Here is a 16,703-nt window from a genome sequence, read left to right as displayed (position 1 = left end):
TATCATATTGATAAAATAGAGTGACGGCGGTTCCAGTTTCATTATCAAATCTGAAGAAAAGTGTGATTTTTGTACATGCGTTGGAGTTTCGGTGATAAAACTCTGGCAATCTTGTGCTATTAACGGGTGATAATTCAGCCTGTTGATAAATAACTATAATAAAATCATAAATTTGTCGCGTTATGTACTTTCTTTTAGATATGTCGTTTTAAGAGCATAGGAAGTCGTAAGCATGATCACTGAAAAATCACCATCTGTGCTGATGCAGATACAGCCGACAATTGTTCACTTCAGCAAAATGCTCGCCAGTGTGTTACAGCTTGATGTTGAAATCGTTGATGACAAACTGACAAGGATTGCCGGAACAGGGCTGTTTAACCAGCATCTCGGACACCGTCTGACCAATAATTCCCAGCTGCTCCGCTATGTGCTGGATACCAAAAAAGAAAAGATAGTCACGCACTCCTGTTTTGATCCGCTCTGCCTCAATTGCGTGGATAAAGATAACTGTAAGGAGAAAGCGTTTATCGGTACACCGATCATCTTCCAGGATCGCTGTATCGGGGTTATCAGCCTGGTGGCTGTCACCTCTGAACAGCAGGAGCGCATCCGGGATAATATCCATGACTTCTCGGATTATGTGCAGCATATTTCCACTATTTTTGTGGCTAAACTGCTGGATGAACAGGAAGGCCGTAATGCCGCACAAAAGGTATTACTGAGCCTGATAGAGTTTATGGATCAGGGCGTTCTGATCCTGGATGAGGCAAATCACCTGAAATTTGCCAATCCGCATGCTCTTAAGATCCTCAATGTCCCGCACGAAAAGATTTCCGGCAAAACCATTGCCATCCGCCCGCTGACCTATTTCAAGAGTCTGAACCGCGGGCATTTGCAGCATATTGTCTCCTGGGAAGGGGAGAGCAATATTATTATCGGGCAGCTTCATGTGGTTAACGGCTGTCAGATGTTCCTGATGGCGTTCCATCAGTCTCACGCGGCGATTGATATGAATGAAGTGCGCCGTGATGAAAACGGATTGCTGATTGAGCACCTGGTCGGGGAATCCGAACCTATCCGTCAGCTGAAACACCTGATTTCCCGCGTGGCACCGAGCCCGTCGAGTATTCTCATCACCGGCGAGAGCGGCACCGGTAAAGAAGTGGTGGCGCGGGCTATCCATAAACTGAGTAATCGCAGTGAAAAACCGTTTATTGCCATTAACTGTGCGGCGATACCGGAGCAGTTACTGGAAAGTGAATTATTCGGTTATGTGAAAGGCGCATTCACCGGCGCGTCCGCCAACGGAAAACAGGGTCTGATTCAGGCGGCAGATAAAGGCACGCTGTTTCTGGATGAAATCGGCGATATGCCGCTGATTGTTCAGGCGAAATTATTGCGTGCGATAGAATCACGCGAAGTGCAGCCGATTGGTTCAAGCCGGACCATCCCGGTCGATATCCGGATTGTGTCCGCGACCAACCAGAATCTGGAACAGTTTGTCAGTGAAGGCAAATTCCGCGAGGATCTCTATTACCGCCTCAATGTTATCCCGATTGCCCTGCCGCCGCTGCGTGAGCGTCACGGTGATGTGGAATTGCTGGTACACCATTTCCTCAATGTGCATACCAAACGTCTTGGTCTGGTGTATCCGGGCATTTCGGATGAAGTGATGGCGGTCATTAATGCATGGCCGTGGCCGGGCAACCTGCGTGAGCTGAGTAACCTGGTGGAATATCTGGTCAACGTGGTGCCGCCGGGTGAGGTGATTGATATCTCACTGCTGCCGCCGAACGTTGCCAGACATGCGGCGCAGATGATAAGCGGTACTGCCGCACCGGTTCAGAACAGCGGGGATATCCACCGCAGTGAAATTACCATTCCGGTCAGAAGCGTACCTGCGGCAGCAGCGGATGAGGATCCGGCACTGCACGGGGAAACCATGCTGGAAGAGATGGAAAAACAGATGATCCGCGAAGCACTGCAGCGCTATGACAACAAGCGTCAGGCGGCAGAGGAGCTGGGGATCGGTATCGCCACGCTGTACCGGAAGATTAAAAAGTACGAGTTATCCGCCGGGTAGCAGTAAGCGGAAGAAGAAATGTGTGCCAAAGCCGCACGGATGTTGCCGGTCCGTGCGGCTTTTTCGTATCAGATAACGGTTATGATCTGCGCTTCCGGCAGACGGGATTTTGGCAGCGCAGCGTTAAAATCATCCTCTTTGCGGTAACCGAGCGACACAACGGCCACCGGTGTCAGCCCTTTGGCGGATAAACCAAATTCTGTATCCAGGGTATTAAAATCCATCCCTTCCATCGGAACAGCATCGACACCCAGTGCGGACGCACCCAGCAGTAATGTCCCCATGTTCAGGAAAACCTGTTTTGCCGCCCAGTGCGGCAGATCACCGAGCGTCTCTTTGTGGAGATTAACAAAGAAAGTCCGGCCGCTGTTGTTCATCGCTTTGTGCTCCGGCGTGGCGTAACGACCGTCTTTGTCTTCCTGTTCCAGCACGCTGTTCATGTAGGCTTCATCAACATCTGTTTTTGCACACAGCAGCACAACATGTGAGGCATCGGTGATTTTTGCGGTATTAAATTCAAAGCCCGGGCGGGTGGATGCGGCGATCCGGTTTTTCCCTTCCTCGCTGGCCGCAATAATAAAATGCCATGGCTGGATATTGACGCTGGACGGGCTGTAGCGCAGCAATGTTTTGATACTGTTCATCACCTCATCACTGATTTTTTTCGCCGGATCGAATGATTTGGTGGAATAACGCTGCATTACAGCCTGAGTGATGGTCATGATGACGTCCTTATAAGGTAATTTACATTAACCGGCGCAATGATAAACTATGATATGTTTTTAACAAGTACGTACATTTTTGGTATATAGGTACAAAATGGATACTGTCAGAAAGACGCGTTATGAATCGTATGCCTATGAGGCCTGTCCGGTTGAGGCAACACTGGAAATGATGGGCGGGAAGGGCAAGGGAATGATCCTTTACCATCTGATAAGCGGCATCAAGCGCTTTAACGAGCTGAAACGGCTCCTGATATTTATTACTCCGCGTATGCTGACAAAACAGTTACGGGAGCTTGAGATGGCAGGGCTTGTCCACCGTAAGGTCTATGCGGAGGTGCCGCCGAAAGTGGAATACAGCCTGACGGACGCCGGGCAGTCGCTGGTACCGATCTTACTGATGCTGAAAAGCTGGGGAGAAGAACATGCCCTGCCGGTACTTTTACAGCAGCAGACACCGCAACCCTGACGCCGGGCGCGGTGTCTGTTTTCTGCGGTTTACTGATTACGCTGGAGTTTATCCGTTGCATTGGCAACCATCTGATAACCGGTGCAGCGGCACAGGTTACCGGCCAGGCCGTGGCGGATCTGACGGATGGTCAGGGTCTGCCCTTTGTGTTTTTCCAGCAGGGCGGTGGTCATCATAATCAGGCCGGGGGTGCAGAATCCGCACTGTACCGCGCCGCTGTCGGCGTAAGCCTGCTGTACCGCAGACGGTTTACCGTGCTTCATCTCACCTTCGGCGGTGCGGATCTGCTTACCGTCCGCCCAGACCGCCAGATAGAGGCAGGTATCCACCGCGATACCGTCGATAAGCACCGTACAGGCACCGCACTCGCCGACAGAACAACCGTGTTTGACACTGATAAGTCCCTGCTCACGCAGGACATCGGACAACCGGGCTGCCGGTGACACCGTCAATTCCCGTACCTGTCCGTTGAGTGTGCAGCTGATGGTTTTCCATTCTTTGATATTCATGCGATTTTTTCTCCCAGACGTTCAGCCGCCGCGCAGATCACCCGCTCGCTCAGGACGCGGATCAGGTGTAAACGGAACTCTTTCTCTGCCCGCCATGACGTACGCGGTGCCACATCCTGTTCAATAGCCTGACTGACGGCTTTCAGGGTATCTGCGGTGACCGGTTTTCCGAGCGCAGCCGCTTCCGCGTGTTCACAGCGGACCGGTGTCGGTGCCGCAACGCCGAAAGCAAGGCGCAGTTCCTCAAAACGTCCTTCCCGGATATCACACAGTGCCGCGCAGTTAATGGTGGCGATATCCATCGCACCGCGCATGGCATATTTGTAAGCAGCGGAGCCTTTGCTGCGGTAATTCTCCGGTGAGAAATGGAACGCGATCAGCAGTTCACCCGGTTCAAAGGCCACTTTACCCGGGCCGGTATGGAAGCCGCGCAGTGGTCTGCGGCGGATGCCGTCCGGGGTGGCTATCTCCAGCTCTGCCTGATAAACCAGGGACGGACAGGCGGAGTCGCCGCTGGTGGCACCGTTACAGATATTGCCGCCGTAAGTGGCAACGTTGCGGATCTGCGGTCCGGCAATGGTGGCTGCCGCTTCACTCAGTGCGGGCAGATATTGATTAACAACCGGGCTGTCAATCAGTTCGGAGAAGGTGGTTGCGGAGCCGATACGGATATGCCCCGCATCATCACAGCTGATCCCGCGCAATTCCGGCAAATTATGAATATCCACAATACGGCGGAAACGTTCATTGAGGTGATGAAGCTGGATCAGCACATCCGTTCCGCCCGCCAGCAATCTGGCCTGCGGATCTGCCATCAGCAGTGAGACGGCATGTGCGACACTCTCCGCGCGGTGATACGTTTCAAAATCATACATGGCAGTTACCCCTGATAAGCCCGGCATTAACAAATTCCCGGTACAGCCGTTTTGGTGTCAGCGGGATAGTATTGACAGAAATCCCCGTCGCCATGCGCAGGGCATTACGGATAGCAGCCGCCGGTGAAATAATCGGCGGTTCGCCCAGGGATTTATGGCCGTAGGCGGACTGCGGCTCGTAGGTTTCGACAAACCCGCACTCCAGATCCGGCAGGTCAACCATGGTCGGCATCTTGTAGTCGAGCAGGTTCGGGTTATGGACAACCCCGGATTTTTCGTTGATCAGCATCTCTTCAAACAACGCCCAGCCGATCCCCATCCCCATCCCGCCGTGGACCTGGCCTTCCGCCAGCTGCGGGTTCAGGATCCGGCCGGAGTCGTGCATATTGATGATCCGGTTAATGGTTATCTGACACATCGGAATATCCACGGTGATATCGACAAAGGTACAGCCGAACGCCGGTGGGTTGGTCTGTGTTTTGTGAGAGGATTCGGCAGAAAGCTGACCACCGATCTCCTGATGATAAAAACTGTGCATAGCCACTTCCGCGACGGTGGTCACCACCACGTCCGGCTGCGCTTCAAGCACGACATTGCCGTCGAGAATGGTCATATTAAACGCGGCCTGATGTGTCATCAGCGAAGCGTGATCGAGAATTTTCTGCCGCAGTGACAGCGCCGCTTCTTTCAGTGCCGGTGCGGTGACATAACTTTGCCGTGACGCGAACGCGCCGGGGTCAAACGGGGTGATATCCGTATCCTGGGTGGAGATCATCTGAATGGTACTGACCGGTACGCCGAGAGTTTCCGCCACCATCTGTGAGAACACAGTATCCGAACCCTGACCGATTTCCGTTGCGCCGACCTGCACATTGATATTGCCGTTCTGGTTCATCAGCAGACGGGCACTGGCGATTTCCACGCCGACCGGATAGGTGTTGGATGAATAGCTGAAACAGGCCACGCCGACACCCCGGCGGATATCCCCGCGTGTTGCCAGCGCCTCTGCTTTACGTTCATCCCAGCCGAACAATTCTTTACCGCGCTTCAGGCACTCAATCAGCCCTGCACTGTAAATGGTTTTTTTGTTGACCGGATTGCAGTCACCGGATCGCGCCGCATTGCGCAGACGGATATCCACCGGGTCGATGTTCAGCTGTGCAGCGGCATCATCCATCAGGCATTCAAGGGCGAACGTGACCTGTGGTGCCCCGTAGCCGCGCATTGCGCCCGCTGACGGATAGTTGGTATAGACGGTGGCGGCGGAATAGCCGTAATCGCAGCGTGGATACAGGTACGGGATTTTGTTCCCGCCCGCTGCCGCGATGGAGTGCCCGTGAGAGGCATAGCCGCCGGTATTGGACAGCACATCAAGATGATAGCCGTTCAGGGTACCGTCAGCGGTCAGTCCCATTTCCGCATCAATATGAAAGGCGTGACGGGTGCGGGAGGCAAAGAAGCACTCTTCGCGGCTCAGCTCCACTTTCACCGGAATACCACCGAGTTTCAGGGTCAGCCAGGCAGCCATCGGCTCTTCCAGCACATCCTGCTTATTGCCGAAACCGCCGCCGATATACGGCTTAATCACCCGGATATGCGACCACGGCATATCCAGCGCCTGACCTGTCACACGGCGGACGATATGCGGGATCTGGGTGCTCGACACCACGGAAATCTTATTATCCGCTTCCTGCCAGGCATAACAGGTGACGCCTTCCATATGGCAGTGCTGGACAACCGGGGTATCAAAATGACCGCGGAACTGAAACGGAGACCGGCTGACCGTCGCTCTGGCGCTTTCCGCATTGATCGCGGTGCGCTTCAGCAGATTACCGCTGTTGTGGATTTGCGGGGCATCTCCCGCCAGCGCGGCTTCCGGTGAGGTGATAACCGGCAGTTCGTCATAAGTGACGCTGACGAGCGCCGCCGCTTTTTCGGCGGTCAGTTCGTCACGGGCAACCACAATCGCCACACCGTCGCCGTGGTGGCGTACATGGCGGTTCAGCAGCAGGCGGTCTGCCACATCGCGTTTGGCCGGTTCCAGAGACCAGGCGTGACCGGCGGTGGCGAACGGGATCTGCGGCACATCGTCACAGGTGAATACCGCAACCACGCCCGGCATGGCAAGCGCCCGTGATGTATCCACAGACGTCACCATTCCGTGGGCAATGGTGCTGCGGACATATTTGGCGTAATGCATACCCGGCATCGGCAGATCATCCGTGTAGCGCGCCCGCCCTGATGTTTTGCTCAGAGCATCAACGCGCAGGTAAGGTGTACCCAGCGCGCGTTTTCCGACTGCTTCAGACATTATTATTTCTCCGGCTTCAGGAAAAAGTAAGCATGCAGAAAAACAAGCAATAAATACGCCAGCAGAGAGAAAAACAGCAATTTATCGGGGGATTTGTGACTGAGGTAAAAAAAATAAAGGCATCCGGCTGAAAACAGCGGCATTTCCTGTCCTGCTTTCTCTCAATATGAGAGAAAAATGTGTCGGTATTGATAATTCAGGGATACCACAGAAGCAGAATGATAATGTACAGTTTGATAGCGTTACTAATCATATTATGCGTAATAAACCTGATAAGTTCTGTCACTTTTAAATTATAAGAATATAATAGATTACAACGAAAATAATGATAATAATTAGTCAGGGAAAAGGAACGGAATCCCGGTCGCATAATTGAAAAAAAGAGAATCCATAACGGGAGTATTGATTTATACTGCCGTGAATCATCCGGGATAACAGTTGGTTATGTATTTGTTCTGTATCTGTCGTTTTATTTTCATATTTACAGAATGGTCGTCTGCGGCGGTTAATCGATTTTATTCGTGAATAAGATATAATGCCGTGTCAGGTACAACTGTGCTTATATTTTTTTATGGTGAACAGATACCGGGTGATACGTGTTTTTAAAACTTGTTACAAATTGTCCGGCAAATATCCCGGTACGGTTTTGTAAAGCAAAATGACTAATTTATGTTCTCGCCTGTGATAAACAGAGCGGCAGAGCAGAATAATAACGATGCCAAATCATTGACGCTGACAAGCGTGAAAATTCAGATTGTGCGGCTGCAGTAAGGTGTCCGGATAACAAAAAACAAATAGTTCAGACTTGCCCGTGACGTAGTGTATGTTACATAAGGCTGAGTTGTGACACGTCAGAGTTTATTTTCCCCGGCTCTGGCTATACAATTGGTGCCTATTTTTGCACAACGCAGCAGTGGCCAAATTATTTCTCTAAGGTGAAACTTATGTTATCCAAGACAGCACTGAACAAAATGGCGGGGATACTCCTGTTAGGAGGCGTTGTAACCCTGTCAGGTTGTTCATTAACGACACCCTCTGCGCCGAAGCCTGCGGCACAACCGGTTCAGCCGGCGGAGCAGGAGCCGGTGAGAACGACAGCACCTTTGCCAAAACCTGAATTACAGCAACCCTCCGGACTGATTTCGCCTGAGCTGAGTATGTGTGTCAAAGAACTCGACTCACTCAAAACGATCTCTCCGAAAGATTACAGTCAGATGGTCGCCGGTTTCAGTGAAATCAGCCAGATCAACAAACTGTACCGTCAGCTCGAAAGAACCGCCAGCCCGGATACGCTTAAATTACTGAAAATGTCGATTGAAGCGAAAACCAAAGTGATGTGCGCGCAGGTTCGTTATTATTCTGTTCTGTCTATTGAGAATACCCTGGAGAAGGTTAACGGGTTATGAGACTGAACATCAGGTTGTGTATTACTGTCGCGTTATTTGCGGCAGTGCAACCGGCAACTGCATCTGAATTTAATCAGGTTATCGAAGATTTTGACCGTTATATTCAGACTGAAAAAGAATCAGGCAATTTTCCGGTATCAGTACAGCAACCTGACCGGTATCCCGCAAAACGGGTTACCGCGCCGGTAAACACGGCGGGTAAGGCCACTCAGTCACAGCGTCAGGGCACACGTAAAGCTGCCCGCACAGGAAAACGCGCTGTTTCGTCCGCGCAGGAAGGCCGGACACAAACAGCTGCCGTACAGAAAACGGACACAACAACCCCGGTACTCTCTGTACCGGCACAATGTGACAATATTGTGGTCAGGGAACCGGTTGTTGTGACAAATCCGGTTCCGATCGGATACCCGCAGTGGTCTCCGGCATATCTGGTCCGTGACAGCCAGAAGTGGGGCGGGAACCACGGCGGATTTGTGTTTTCACCCGTTCCTTCCCGTATGACCTCCTCACTGACTCTCACACCGGAAGTCCTGTTTACCGTTTTGGGTGAACCTTTCCGTTCAATGACGTATTTCTCTGATCTGCCGCTGACGGTTGCCCGTGTGCTGAAACCGGAAACCTGGTTTACGCCGTCGGATCCGCAGAAACAGCTGCGCCTCACCCGCCTGACATTACAGGATGTGAAACGCGAACTGGCGTCACTGAACGAAAAGTACCGGAATGTTCAGCGTGATTATGAACAGGCGCTCGCGGATATTGCGAAAAAAGAGACAGAACTGAAAAATCTGACTCTGGCAAATAATGCGTTACAGGCTGCGGCAGAAGGCGATAATGCCAGACTGACTGCAGAGCTGGAACACAACCGCAAAACGATTGATTCACTTAATCAGCAGATAAGTGAAAATCTGGCGCGTTTTGGTCAGGCGGAAAGTCAGGTTGCGACTCTGACAGCAGAAAAAGCCGATCTTGAAAAACAGATTGCGGCACTGAATAAAGAAAAAGCGATATCAGATAAAAACGTCGCGTTGCTGGAAACCAAAAATGCCGATATGGCAAAAATTACGCAGAAACTGGCAGAGCTGGAAAAACAGCTGGCTCAGCGGGATGCGGAAAAACAGCAGCTGAGTGACAACATCCTCGCGCTGACCGGTGAAAACAGCCAGCAGCGTGAGGCACTGAAAAAAGATCTGAACGCACTGACAACAGAAAAAGCCGATCTTGAAAAACAGGTAGCCGGACTGAAAGCCGATAATGCACAGGCGGAAAAAAATCTCGCCCTGTTGCAGGATAAAAATGCCGATCTGGCAAAAATCGCGCAGAAACTGGCAGAGCTGGAAAAACAACGGCAGGCTCAGGATGCGGAAAAACAGCGACTGGCAGCAAAACTGCAATCTCAGGAAACCGAAAACGGCAAACAATCAGCTGATCTGGCAAAACGGATCACCGCGCTGACTGCGGATAAATCCGCGCTTGAGAAACAGGTTGCACAGCTGAATTCAGAGAAGCGCCGGGCAGAAGAGAGCGTTGCACTGCTCAGCAGTAAAAATGCCGATCTCACAAAAATTACGCAACAGCTGACAGCAACAGAAAGTCAGCTGAAACAAAGTGATACCGAAAAACTGGCACTGACTGCGCAACTGGCGGAGCAGGGCAGTAAAAGTGCGAAACAGAGTGAAGCGCTGAAAAAATCCCTCGAGGGTCTGGCGGCAGAAAAAGCGGCACTGGAAAAACAGATCACCGCACTGACCGCAGACAAAAGCAGTGCTTCAGCCAAAAATACCGAACTGCTGAATGCGAAGACAGCAGAAATGGAGAAAACTGCCGCACAGGTAGCGGAGCTGGAAAAACAGCTGAAAGAAAGTGCTGCAGAAAAACAGCTTATTGCGCTTGAATTACTGCAGAAAACCACTGATAACCAGCAGCTGAATACACGGCTGCAAAAAGATCTGGCAGCGCTGACCGCCGATAAAGTGGCGCTGACCGGGCAAATCACCCGGCTGACCGAAGAGCAGGCACAGGCCGAAAAAAATATCGCGCAGCTGAGCGATAAAAATGCCGATCTGGCAAAAGTCACCCGCAACCTGACGGAGACTGAGCAGAAGCTGAAAAATGCCGAAGCAGATAAGCAGAAACTGGCGGAGCAGCTGGTCAGTCAGGATAAAGCCGCTGCGGCGCAGGGTGATAAGCTGAAAAAAGAACTCAGCACCCTGGCAGCGGATAAAACGGCACTGGAAAAACAGATTGCACAGCTGACAGCGGATAAAGCGCAGTCAGAGAAAAATGCGGCGCTGCTGAGCGATAAAAATGCCGATCTGGCAAAAGTCACCCGCAACCTGACGGAGACTGAGCAGAAGCTGAAAAACGCCGAAGCAGATAAGCAGAAACTGGCGGATCAGCTGGTCAGTCAGGATAAAGCCGCAGCGGCACAGGGCGATAAGCTGAAAAAAGAACTCAGCACCCTGGCAGCGGATAAAACCGCACTGGAAAAACAGATTGCACAGCTGACGGCGGATAAAGCGCAGTCAGAGAAAAATGCGGCGCTGCTGAGCGATAAAAATGCCGATCTGGCAAAAGTCACCCGCAACCTGACGGAGACTGAGCAGAAGCTGAAAAACGCCGAAGCAGATAAGCAGAAACTGGCGGATCAGCTGGTCAGTCAGGATAAAGCCGCAGCGGCACAGGGCGATAAGCTGAAAAAAGAACTCAGCACCCTGGCAGCGGATAAAACCGCACTGGAAAAACAGATTGCACAGCTGACGGCGGATAAAGCGCAGTCAGAGAAAAATGCGGCGCTGCTGAGCGATAAAAATGCCGATCTGGCAAAAGTCACCCGCAACCTGACGGAGACTGAGCAGAAGCTGAAAAACGCCGAAGCAGATAAGCAGAAACTGGCGGATCAGCTGGTCAGTCAGGATAAAGCCGCAGCGGCACAGGGCGATAAGCTGAAAAAAGAACTCAGCACCCTGGCAGCGGATAAAACGGCGCTGGAAAAACAGATTGCACAGCTGACGGCGGATAAAGCGCAGTCAGAGAAAAATGCGGCGGATAAAACGGCCCTGGAAAAAGCATTGCAGCAGCATGAGGCGGATAAACTTAAGCTGACGGCGCAATTACAGAGCCGTGAGGCAGATAATACCCGTCAGAGTGACAATCTGAAAAAAGATATCGCTGCACTGACGGTGGACAAAGCCACGCTGGAACAAAAAATTGCGCAACTGACGGCGGATAAACAACAGTTATCCGCGAAAGTATCCGGTTCAGATAAAGAGAGCAGCGCTGTTCAGACAGAAAATGCCGAGCTGAATAAAAAATTAGCCGCAGAACAGCAGCGGGCTGCTCAGCTGGATAACGCGTTAAAAGAGAAAACACAGCAGGTTGCCGCACTGGAAAAATCTGATGCGGAATTAATTAAACTGAATGCGCAGCTTGATAACCAGAAAAAACAACTGGCTGATAAAGAGGCCGAGCTTGCCAAAGCAGCGGTTAAGCTGAAAGAAAATGCGGATATCGCGGCGAAGTATACTGCATTACAGAAAGAAATGGATAAACAGAAGGCGGTTGTCAGCGCACAGCGGACTGAAAATACCAGCCTGAATACACAGATTGCAAAAGCGGAAGAAAAAAATAAGGCCGTGGCTGCTTATACTTTTCAGCAGGTCGGTGAGCTGAATAAACGGAAAAATCAGGAGCTGATCAGCCGGCTGGAACGGCAGAATTACGCAAAAATGTCACCGGATGTTTATTACCGCATCACCAAACAGGGACAGAAATATAAAGCGCTGAAAGGCAAAACGATCACGTTTGCAATGCATGAAGAATTAACGGACGGTAAAGTGACCGTGTCGCATCCGGTAAATGCACCGGCAGTTGTGCCGTTCAATGAGTTACCCGGAGACCTGGCCAAATTTATTTCGCTTGTCGGTGCCGGTGGTTCAGTTGATGTGTATATTAAACCGGAAGGTGGTTACGGGGCTGCCGGTATTGCAGGGCAGATACCACCGAACTCAATGTCTATGATCAAACTGAACGTGCTGAAAATAGAATAATCCGGCGGTCAGACGACTAGCAAAAGCATCCTGTCGCGGATGCTTTTTTATCGCTTTTTATTACAGGAATACAGAGCGGATATCAGGGAGTAACGGCGGGGCGCGTTGTTATTGCAGGTAATTCCGGCATAAAAGCGCTCAGGGAGAGTGGCGTAAAGAGGGAGGCAGGCAGCGTGTGTTACCTGTTTATTCTCAGGTAAATAAAAAATATCACACCGCATTTGTAAGTGAATATTAAAATGAGTAATCGGGTGTCAGGTGTTATTAATAAGATTTCATATCAGTATTGCAGGGTATCAGATCTCATAATATCTGCTTTCCGGTATATATGACTACCGGCATGTATTGTCAATATCAGAGTAAAACCCTGGCGAATTATCAGCATATTACAATTTGTCACCCGTAGTAACAATGGTGTAACCCGGAATATGACAGGGAAATATTCTGTATTAACCGTGAAGCATCAGAAGCAGTTAAATAAGAGAATAAAAACAGGTAAAACATCGGTATATTTATTAATTACAAAACCGGAATATGAAAATTATTATAAAGCCGGTAATGTTCAGACTGAATCTGAATAGTTTTTGTAAAAATCATATTCCTGTACAAGTTGCGGTAATGATTTAATACGCAGTTTGGTATACATATTAGAGCGATGTACTTCTACAGTCCGGGGTGACAGTGATAATTTTTGTGCTGCTTCTTTACTGGTATTTCCTTCCAGGATCATATCCATAACTTCTTTCTCACGGGCAGATAATTTACTGAACTTATCTTTAAGTCGCTGATAGGTGTGGTATTTGTTAAGGCTTTTTTCATATTGATTAAAAGCATCATGAATCGCATTAACTAACAGTTCGGAATTAATCGGTTTCTTGAAGAATTCCAGAATGCCTGCTTTAAATGCACGGCGGCAGGTTTCAAAAGACGGATAAGCAGTGATAACAATAACCGGAATAATACTTTTCAGTCGCTTGAGTTCATCGATAAGGTAGAAGGCGTCAGCAGACGACTCACCGACTTCAAGAATAATACATTCACGTGCGTGCTCTTTCGGCGTATTAACATAATATTTCAGAAAAGACTGCTCAGATGAATATGATTTTACTTCGCAGTTCATGTCATCAAGCATAAAGTTAATATTATTGCTTGGCAAATCAGCACAATTGATTAAATGAATAACGGCATCCATAATTTACTCCTTCATTAAAATAGGATACAGAAATAAGCCGATATTAATGGATAAAAATAAAGGCATAACTACTTAGGTGTATCTACGCAAATTTTGGGTATTGTAGATAATATAACGTCGAAAAAATGTTTAAATGGATAAGGAAATTCCATTTCTGAATCCGTGTTTATTTTTACATAAAAGCGGTGATAACCCGGATTTTTTGTTGTTTTTTGCATTAAAAACAAAGTGTTAAAATATTTTAAAATTCGTTCAATTGAGGGTTGAACAGGTATTCTTTGAAATAAATACTTACATTTACCCTTGGGGTTACAGATATTATATGCTATAAATGTTAGCTTACATTTTTCTTTCTTTTTCGCGCAACAAATCAATCACCTATTTTTTGCTGACAACAATATGGCATCACTGAAAGATGTTGCCCGGCTGGCTTCAGTCTCACTGATGACGGTTTCAAGGGCGATAAATAATCCTGAGTTGTTGAAGCCTGAGACATTAAGACAGGTTCAGCATGCTATTGATGTTCTGAATTATGTGCCTGATTTATCAGCCCGTAAAATCAGAGGTAAAAATACAAATCTGTCGTGTATGGGTGTATTAGCCATTGATACAGCCTCCGCCCCGTTTTCTGTCGAAATACTGCTGGCTATCGAACAGTGTGCAAAAAAATACGGCTGGGACAGTTTTGTTATCAATATTTCATCCGGAGATGATCTGATCCGGGCTGTCCGCCAAATTCTTTCCCGGCGTCCTGACGGTATTATTATTACCGGTGCACAACTGTGCGGGATAAATATTCCTGAATTGCTGCGTGACAAAAATCTGGTATTAACAAACTGCTTTGATCCTGATAACCCGGCATTACCTGCGTATATTCCGGATGATTATCACGGTCAGTACGATGCGACAGAATATCTTATCCGGCGGGGATACCGCCGTCCGCTGTGTATCTGGCCACCTGCTGAATTGCTTTCATCCGGTTTACGCCGTGATGCGGTTCAGCATGCCTGGCTGAATGCCGGTTTATCTGTCAGCGGGCTGATTCAGCACAATATAAAACAGTCTGACATTTATTACCGGGACGTTATTACACTGATAGAACGTTATACCGACGGTAACTCACCATTATTTGACTGCATTATCTGCGGTAATGACCAGATTGCCTTTATTGCCTATCAGGTGTTACTGAGGCGCGGTATTTCTGTTCCGGAACAGGCCGGTATTCTCGGATTTGAGAATATGACCGGTACCGGTGAGCTTTTTTATCCTCCGCTGACCACCATCTGTTCCCCGTATTGCCTGCTGGGGGAGGCGGCGGCTCTGCATCTTATTGAAGAGCGCGGTTCAACAGCCCGGACTTATGTCCCCTGCCGGATACTGACCAGAGATTCACTCTGATTTCCCCGGTATGGATACCTTTCTCTTTCTTCTGCCTGATTTTCAGCCGTATCTGTTTGGTTAATTTTTTTAATTAACCGGCAGCGCGTTGCCGGGCAAAAACCAGAATGCCGTTATTTTTAATATTGCGGATGTATCTGTCGTTTTGAACGCAACATTAAGTGTTAATTTCGTTTGTACCAGACATGAAACTTTCATTTTTGTGTTTTTATGTTGTTTTGTATTTCAATGTCTTTGTAATCGTAATTGTTATTACTTATCTTATGATGTTAACGTTAAAATGTTTAATTAAAAAAAGATAACGATATTTTTCAGAGACAAAGCTACCGCACGAAAGATTTTTCAATCTCCGGAGGTTAATATCTGAAGTGTTACTCTGTTTATCATGAAAATGAACATCAAATGATTATTTATCTTTTATCATCAATGCATTATGAGTAACAAGAATTTTCAGAGTATAAAAATTCAGGGGATCTATCTAGCTATAACTACTCAGAGTTAACGTTAACATCAAATATTAGGAATTATACCCAAAAATGATTTGTTGATGATACTTATTATGTTAACGTTATCAATTAAAAAATCAAGTTTAATTGATATTTTATAGTGATATCTGCGTAGCAAATGCCGGGGTCAGGGTACGCATAATATGATGATCCGGAATAAACCGGCGGCGGGAAATAAATTGAGCAGGCGCATGGGATTTTTAATGCAGAGGGGTATGATAGTCATAACATAATGATAAACAGGATTGGCTGAACCATGTTTTTACGATCCGGCGCAATGCTGGCGATTTTTTCTTATTTTCTCTGGGGGATCACACCGCTTTTTTACCGCCTGCTGCCGGGGGTACAACCGCTGGAGTTATTATCCCAGCGTATTCTCTGGTCAATTCCGCTGTTATTGTTTGCCCGTTTCTTTTTAAAAAACCGTACCCGGATAAACGCGGTATGGGCGGATAAGCGCTCGCTGCTGCTTTGTCTGCTCAGTACCAGTGTGATGGCAATATCCTGGTGCACCTTTACCTATTCGATGACCCATGATTTGGTGCTGGAAGCCAGCATGGGGTATTTCATTACTCCCTTGTTTTCTATTTTACTGGGTGTCATCTTCCTGCATGAACGCCTGAAACCGGCAGAGAAAACCGCGCTGATTTTTGTCTGTGCCGGGGTGGGTTATCAGCTTTATCAGTACGGAAGCCTGCCGAAACTGGCGCTGATGATGGGCTCTGCCTTTGCACTGTACGGCTTTATCCGCAAATTTATCCGTTATGATCTGACGACCTCACTGCTGATTGAGAGTCTCTGGCTGCTGCCGGTGGCCATTGTGTTGTATTTCTGGCTTGAAAACAGCGGAGCGGGTACATTCAGCACCGCAGATACCTTTACCCGCATCTGTTTTATACTGACCGCGCCTGTCACACTGCTGCCGCTGTTGTTCTTCACGGCTGCGGTGCGTTCCACCACACTGACCACTATCGGGCTGGCACAGTATCTCGAACCGACCATTCAGTTCCTGCTGGCGGTGTTCCTCTTTAATGAGCATTTTGATGCCGTCAAAGGCGTCAGTTTCTCCTTGATCTGGCTGGGATTGTTGTTCTGCATTCTGTCTCTTATCCGCCACCACCGGAAAAATACAGCAAAAGCCGGTCTGGGCATCAAGCCCCGCTGAGTGCTGTGACAGCCGGTGATT

11 protein-coding genes are annotated in these 16,703 nt (G+C 48.8%); 6 read left to right on the top strand and 5 right to left on the bottom strand.

Annotated elements, in window-relative coordinates; translation table 11 throughout:
* The first annotated feature begins 232 nt into the window (after positions 1 to 232).
* The gene (locus tag N7387_RS00280; protein WP_279796052.1) at positions 233 to 2,083 is read left to right on the top strand and encodes a sigma 54-interacting transcriptional regulator; all 1,851 of its coding nucleotides are present in this window, start codon (positions 233 to 235) and stop codon (positions 2,081 to 2,083) included.
* 68 nt (positions 2,084 to 2,151) lie between these two features.
* Here N7387_RS00280 and nfsB read toward each other — a convergent pair whose 3' ends face one another.
* A complete protein-coding gene (nfsB, locus tag N7387_RS00275) occupies positions 2,152 to 2,805 on the bottom strand; it encodes an oxygen-insensitive NAD(P)H nitroreductase (RefSeq protein ID WP_279796051.1) in 654 nt (217 codons plus the stop codon).
* Positions 2,806 to 2,902: 97 nt separating this feature from the next.
* Between nfsB and N7387_RS00270 the strand changes: the two genes are divergently transcribed.
* Complete coding sequence (locus tag N7387_RS00270) at positions 2,903 to 3,274, top strand: helix-turn-helix domain-containing protein (RefSeq protein WP_141178641.1); 372 nt, start codon at positions 2,903 to 2,905, stop codon at positions 3,272 to 3,274.
* 29 nt (positions 3,275 to 3,303) lie between these two features.
* On the opposite strand, the gene xdhC is transcribed toward N7387_RS00270, so the two are convergent.
* Genes xdhC through xdhA form a run of 3 tightly spaced genes read right to left on the bottom strand, consistent with a single transcriptional unit; the run spans position 3,304 to position 6,969 of the window.
* Complete coding sequence (xdhC, locus tag N7387_RS00265) at positions 3,304 to 3,783, bottom strand: xanthine dehydrogenase iron sulfur-binding subunit XdhC (protein WP_025154266.1); 480 nt, start codon at positions 3,781 to 3,783, stop codon at positions 3,304 to 3,306.
* Positions 3,780 to 4,658 (bottom strand): xanthine dehydrogenase FAD-binding subunit XdhB, encoded by an 879-nt coding sequence (gene xdhB / locus N7387_RS00260; protein WP_279796050.1) that lies wholly within the window; start codon positions 4,656 to 4,658, stop codon positions 3,780 to 3,782. Before xdhB ends, xdhC begins: the two co-directional genes overlap by 4 nt.
* Positions 4,651 to 6,969, bottom strand: a complete 2,319-nt coding sequence (xdhA, locus tag N7387_RS00255) for a xanthine dehydrogenase molybdenum-binding subunit XdhA (RefSeq protein WP_279796049.1) — start codon at positions 6,967 to 6,969, stop codon at positions 4,651 to 4,653. The genes xdhB and xdhA overlap by 8 nt, the downstream gene beginning before the upstream one ends.
* 944 nt (positions 6,970 to 7,913) lie before the next feature.
* On the opposite strand from xdhA, the gene N7387_RS00250 reads away from it, so the two are divergent.
* Together N7387_RS00250 and N7387_RS00245 are read left to right on the top strand one after the other, a co-directional pair.
* Positions 7,914 to 8,375 carry a hypothetical protein gene (locus tag N7387_RS00250; RefSeq protein WP_025154263.1) on the top strand — a complete coding sequence of 154 codons (462 nt, stop codon included), beginning with the start codon at positions 7,914 to 7,916 and terminating at the stop codon, positions 8,373 to 8,375.
* Positions 8,372 to 12,421 (top strand): hypothetical protein, encoded by a 4,050-nt coding sequence (locus N7387_RS00245; protein ID WP_279796048.1) that lies wholly within the window; start codon positions 8,372 to 8,374, stop codon positions 12,419 to 12,421. The genes N7387_RS00250 and N7387_RS00245 overlap by 4 nt, the downstream gene beginning before the upstream one ends.
* 562 nt (positions 12,422 to 12,983) lie before the next feature.
* Here the strand turns inward: N7387_RS00245 and N7387_RS00240 are convergent.
* Positions 12,984 to 13,613 carry a LuxR C-terminal-related transcriptional regulator gene (locus N7387_RS00240; protein WP_262858876.1) on the bottom strand — a complete coding sequence of 210 codons (630 nt, stop codon included), beginning with the start codon at positions 13,611 to 13,613 and terminating at the stop codon, positions 12,984 to 12,986.
* Between the two features lie 399 nt (positions 13,614 to 14,012).
* Between N7387_RS00240 and N7387_RS00235 the strand changes: the two genes are divergently transcribed.
* Together N7387_RS00235 and rarD are read left to right on the top strand one after the other, a co-directional pair.
* Positions 14,013 to 15,011: a LacI family DNA-binding transcriptional regulator gene (locus N7387_RS00235; RefSeq protein ID WP_262858877.1), complete on the top strand. Its 999-nt coding sequence runs from the start codon at positions 14,013 to 14,015 to the stop codon at positions 15,009 to 15,011.
* Positions 15,012 to 15,773: 762 nt separating this feature from the next.
* Positions 15,774 to 16,682, top strand: coding sequence for an EamA family transporter RarD (rarD, locus tag N7387_RS00230; RefSeq protein ID WP_279796047.1), 909 nt, complete (start codon positions 15,774 to 15,776; stop codon positions 16,680 to 16,682).
* The last annotated feature ends 21 nt before the right edge of the window (positions 16,683 to 16,703 follow it).

Source organism: Morganella sp. GD04133 (assembly GCF_029835375.1).
Taxonomy (GTDB): Bacteria; Pseudomonadota; Gammaproteobacteria; order Enterobacterales; family Enterobacteriaceae; genus Morganella; species Morganella morganii_B.
Note: the sequence above shows the minus strand (reverse complement) of the source record. Positions and strands in the feature narration are given on the sequence as shown.

Coding starts and splice junctions, on each gene's coding strand:
- N7387_RS00280 (WP_279796052.1), top strand. CDS start 233: ATGATCACTGAAAAATCACCATCTGTGCTGATGCAGATACAGCCGACA.
- rarD (WP_279796047.1), top strand. CDS start 15,774: ATGTTTTTACGATCCGGCGCAATGCTGGCGATTTTTTCTTATTTTCTC.
- N7387_RS00235 (WP_262858877.1), top strand. CDS start 14,013: ATGGCATCACTGAAAGATGTTGCCCGGCTGGCTTCAGTCTCACTGATG.
- xdhA (WP_279796049.1), bottom strand. CDS start 6,969: ATGTCTGAAGCAGTCGGAAAACGCGCGCTGGGTACACCTTACCTGCGC.
- xdhC (WP_025154266.1), bottom strand. CDS start 3,783: ATGAATATCAAAGAATGGAAAACCATCAGCTGCACACTCAACGGACAG.
- N7387_RS00240 (WP_262858876.1), bottom strand. CDS start 13,613: ATGGATGCCGTTATTCATTTAATCAATTGTGCTGATTTGCCAAGCAAT.
- nfsB (WP_279796051.1), bottom strand. CDS start 2,805: ATGACCATCACTCAGGCTGTAATGCAGCGTTATTCCACCAAATCATTC.
- N7387_RS00245 (WP_279796048.1), top strand. CDS start 8,372: ATGAGACTGAACATCAGGTTGTGTATTACTGTCGCGTTATTTGCGGCA.
- N7387_RS00250 (WP_025154263.1), top strand. CDS start 7,914: ATGTTATCCAAGACAGCACTGAACAAAATGGCGGGGATACTCCTGTTA.
- xdhB (WP_279796050.1), bottom strand. CDS start 4,658: ATGTATGATTTTGAAACGTATCACCGCGCGGAGAGTGTCGCACATGCC.
- N7387_RS00270 (WP_141178641.1), top strand. CDS start 2,903: ATGGATACTGTCAGAAAGACGCGTTATGAATCGTATGCCTATGAGGCC.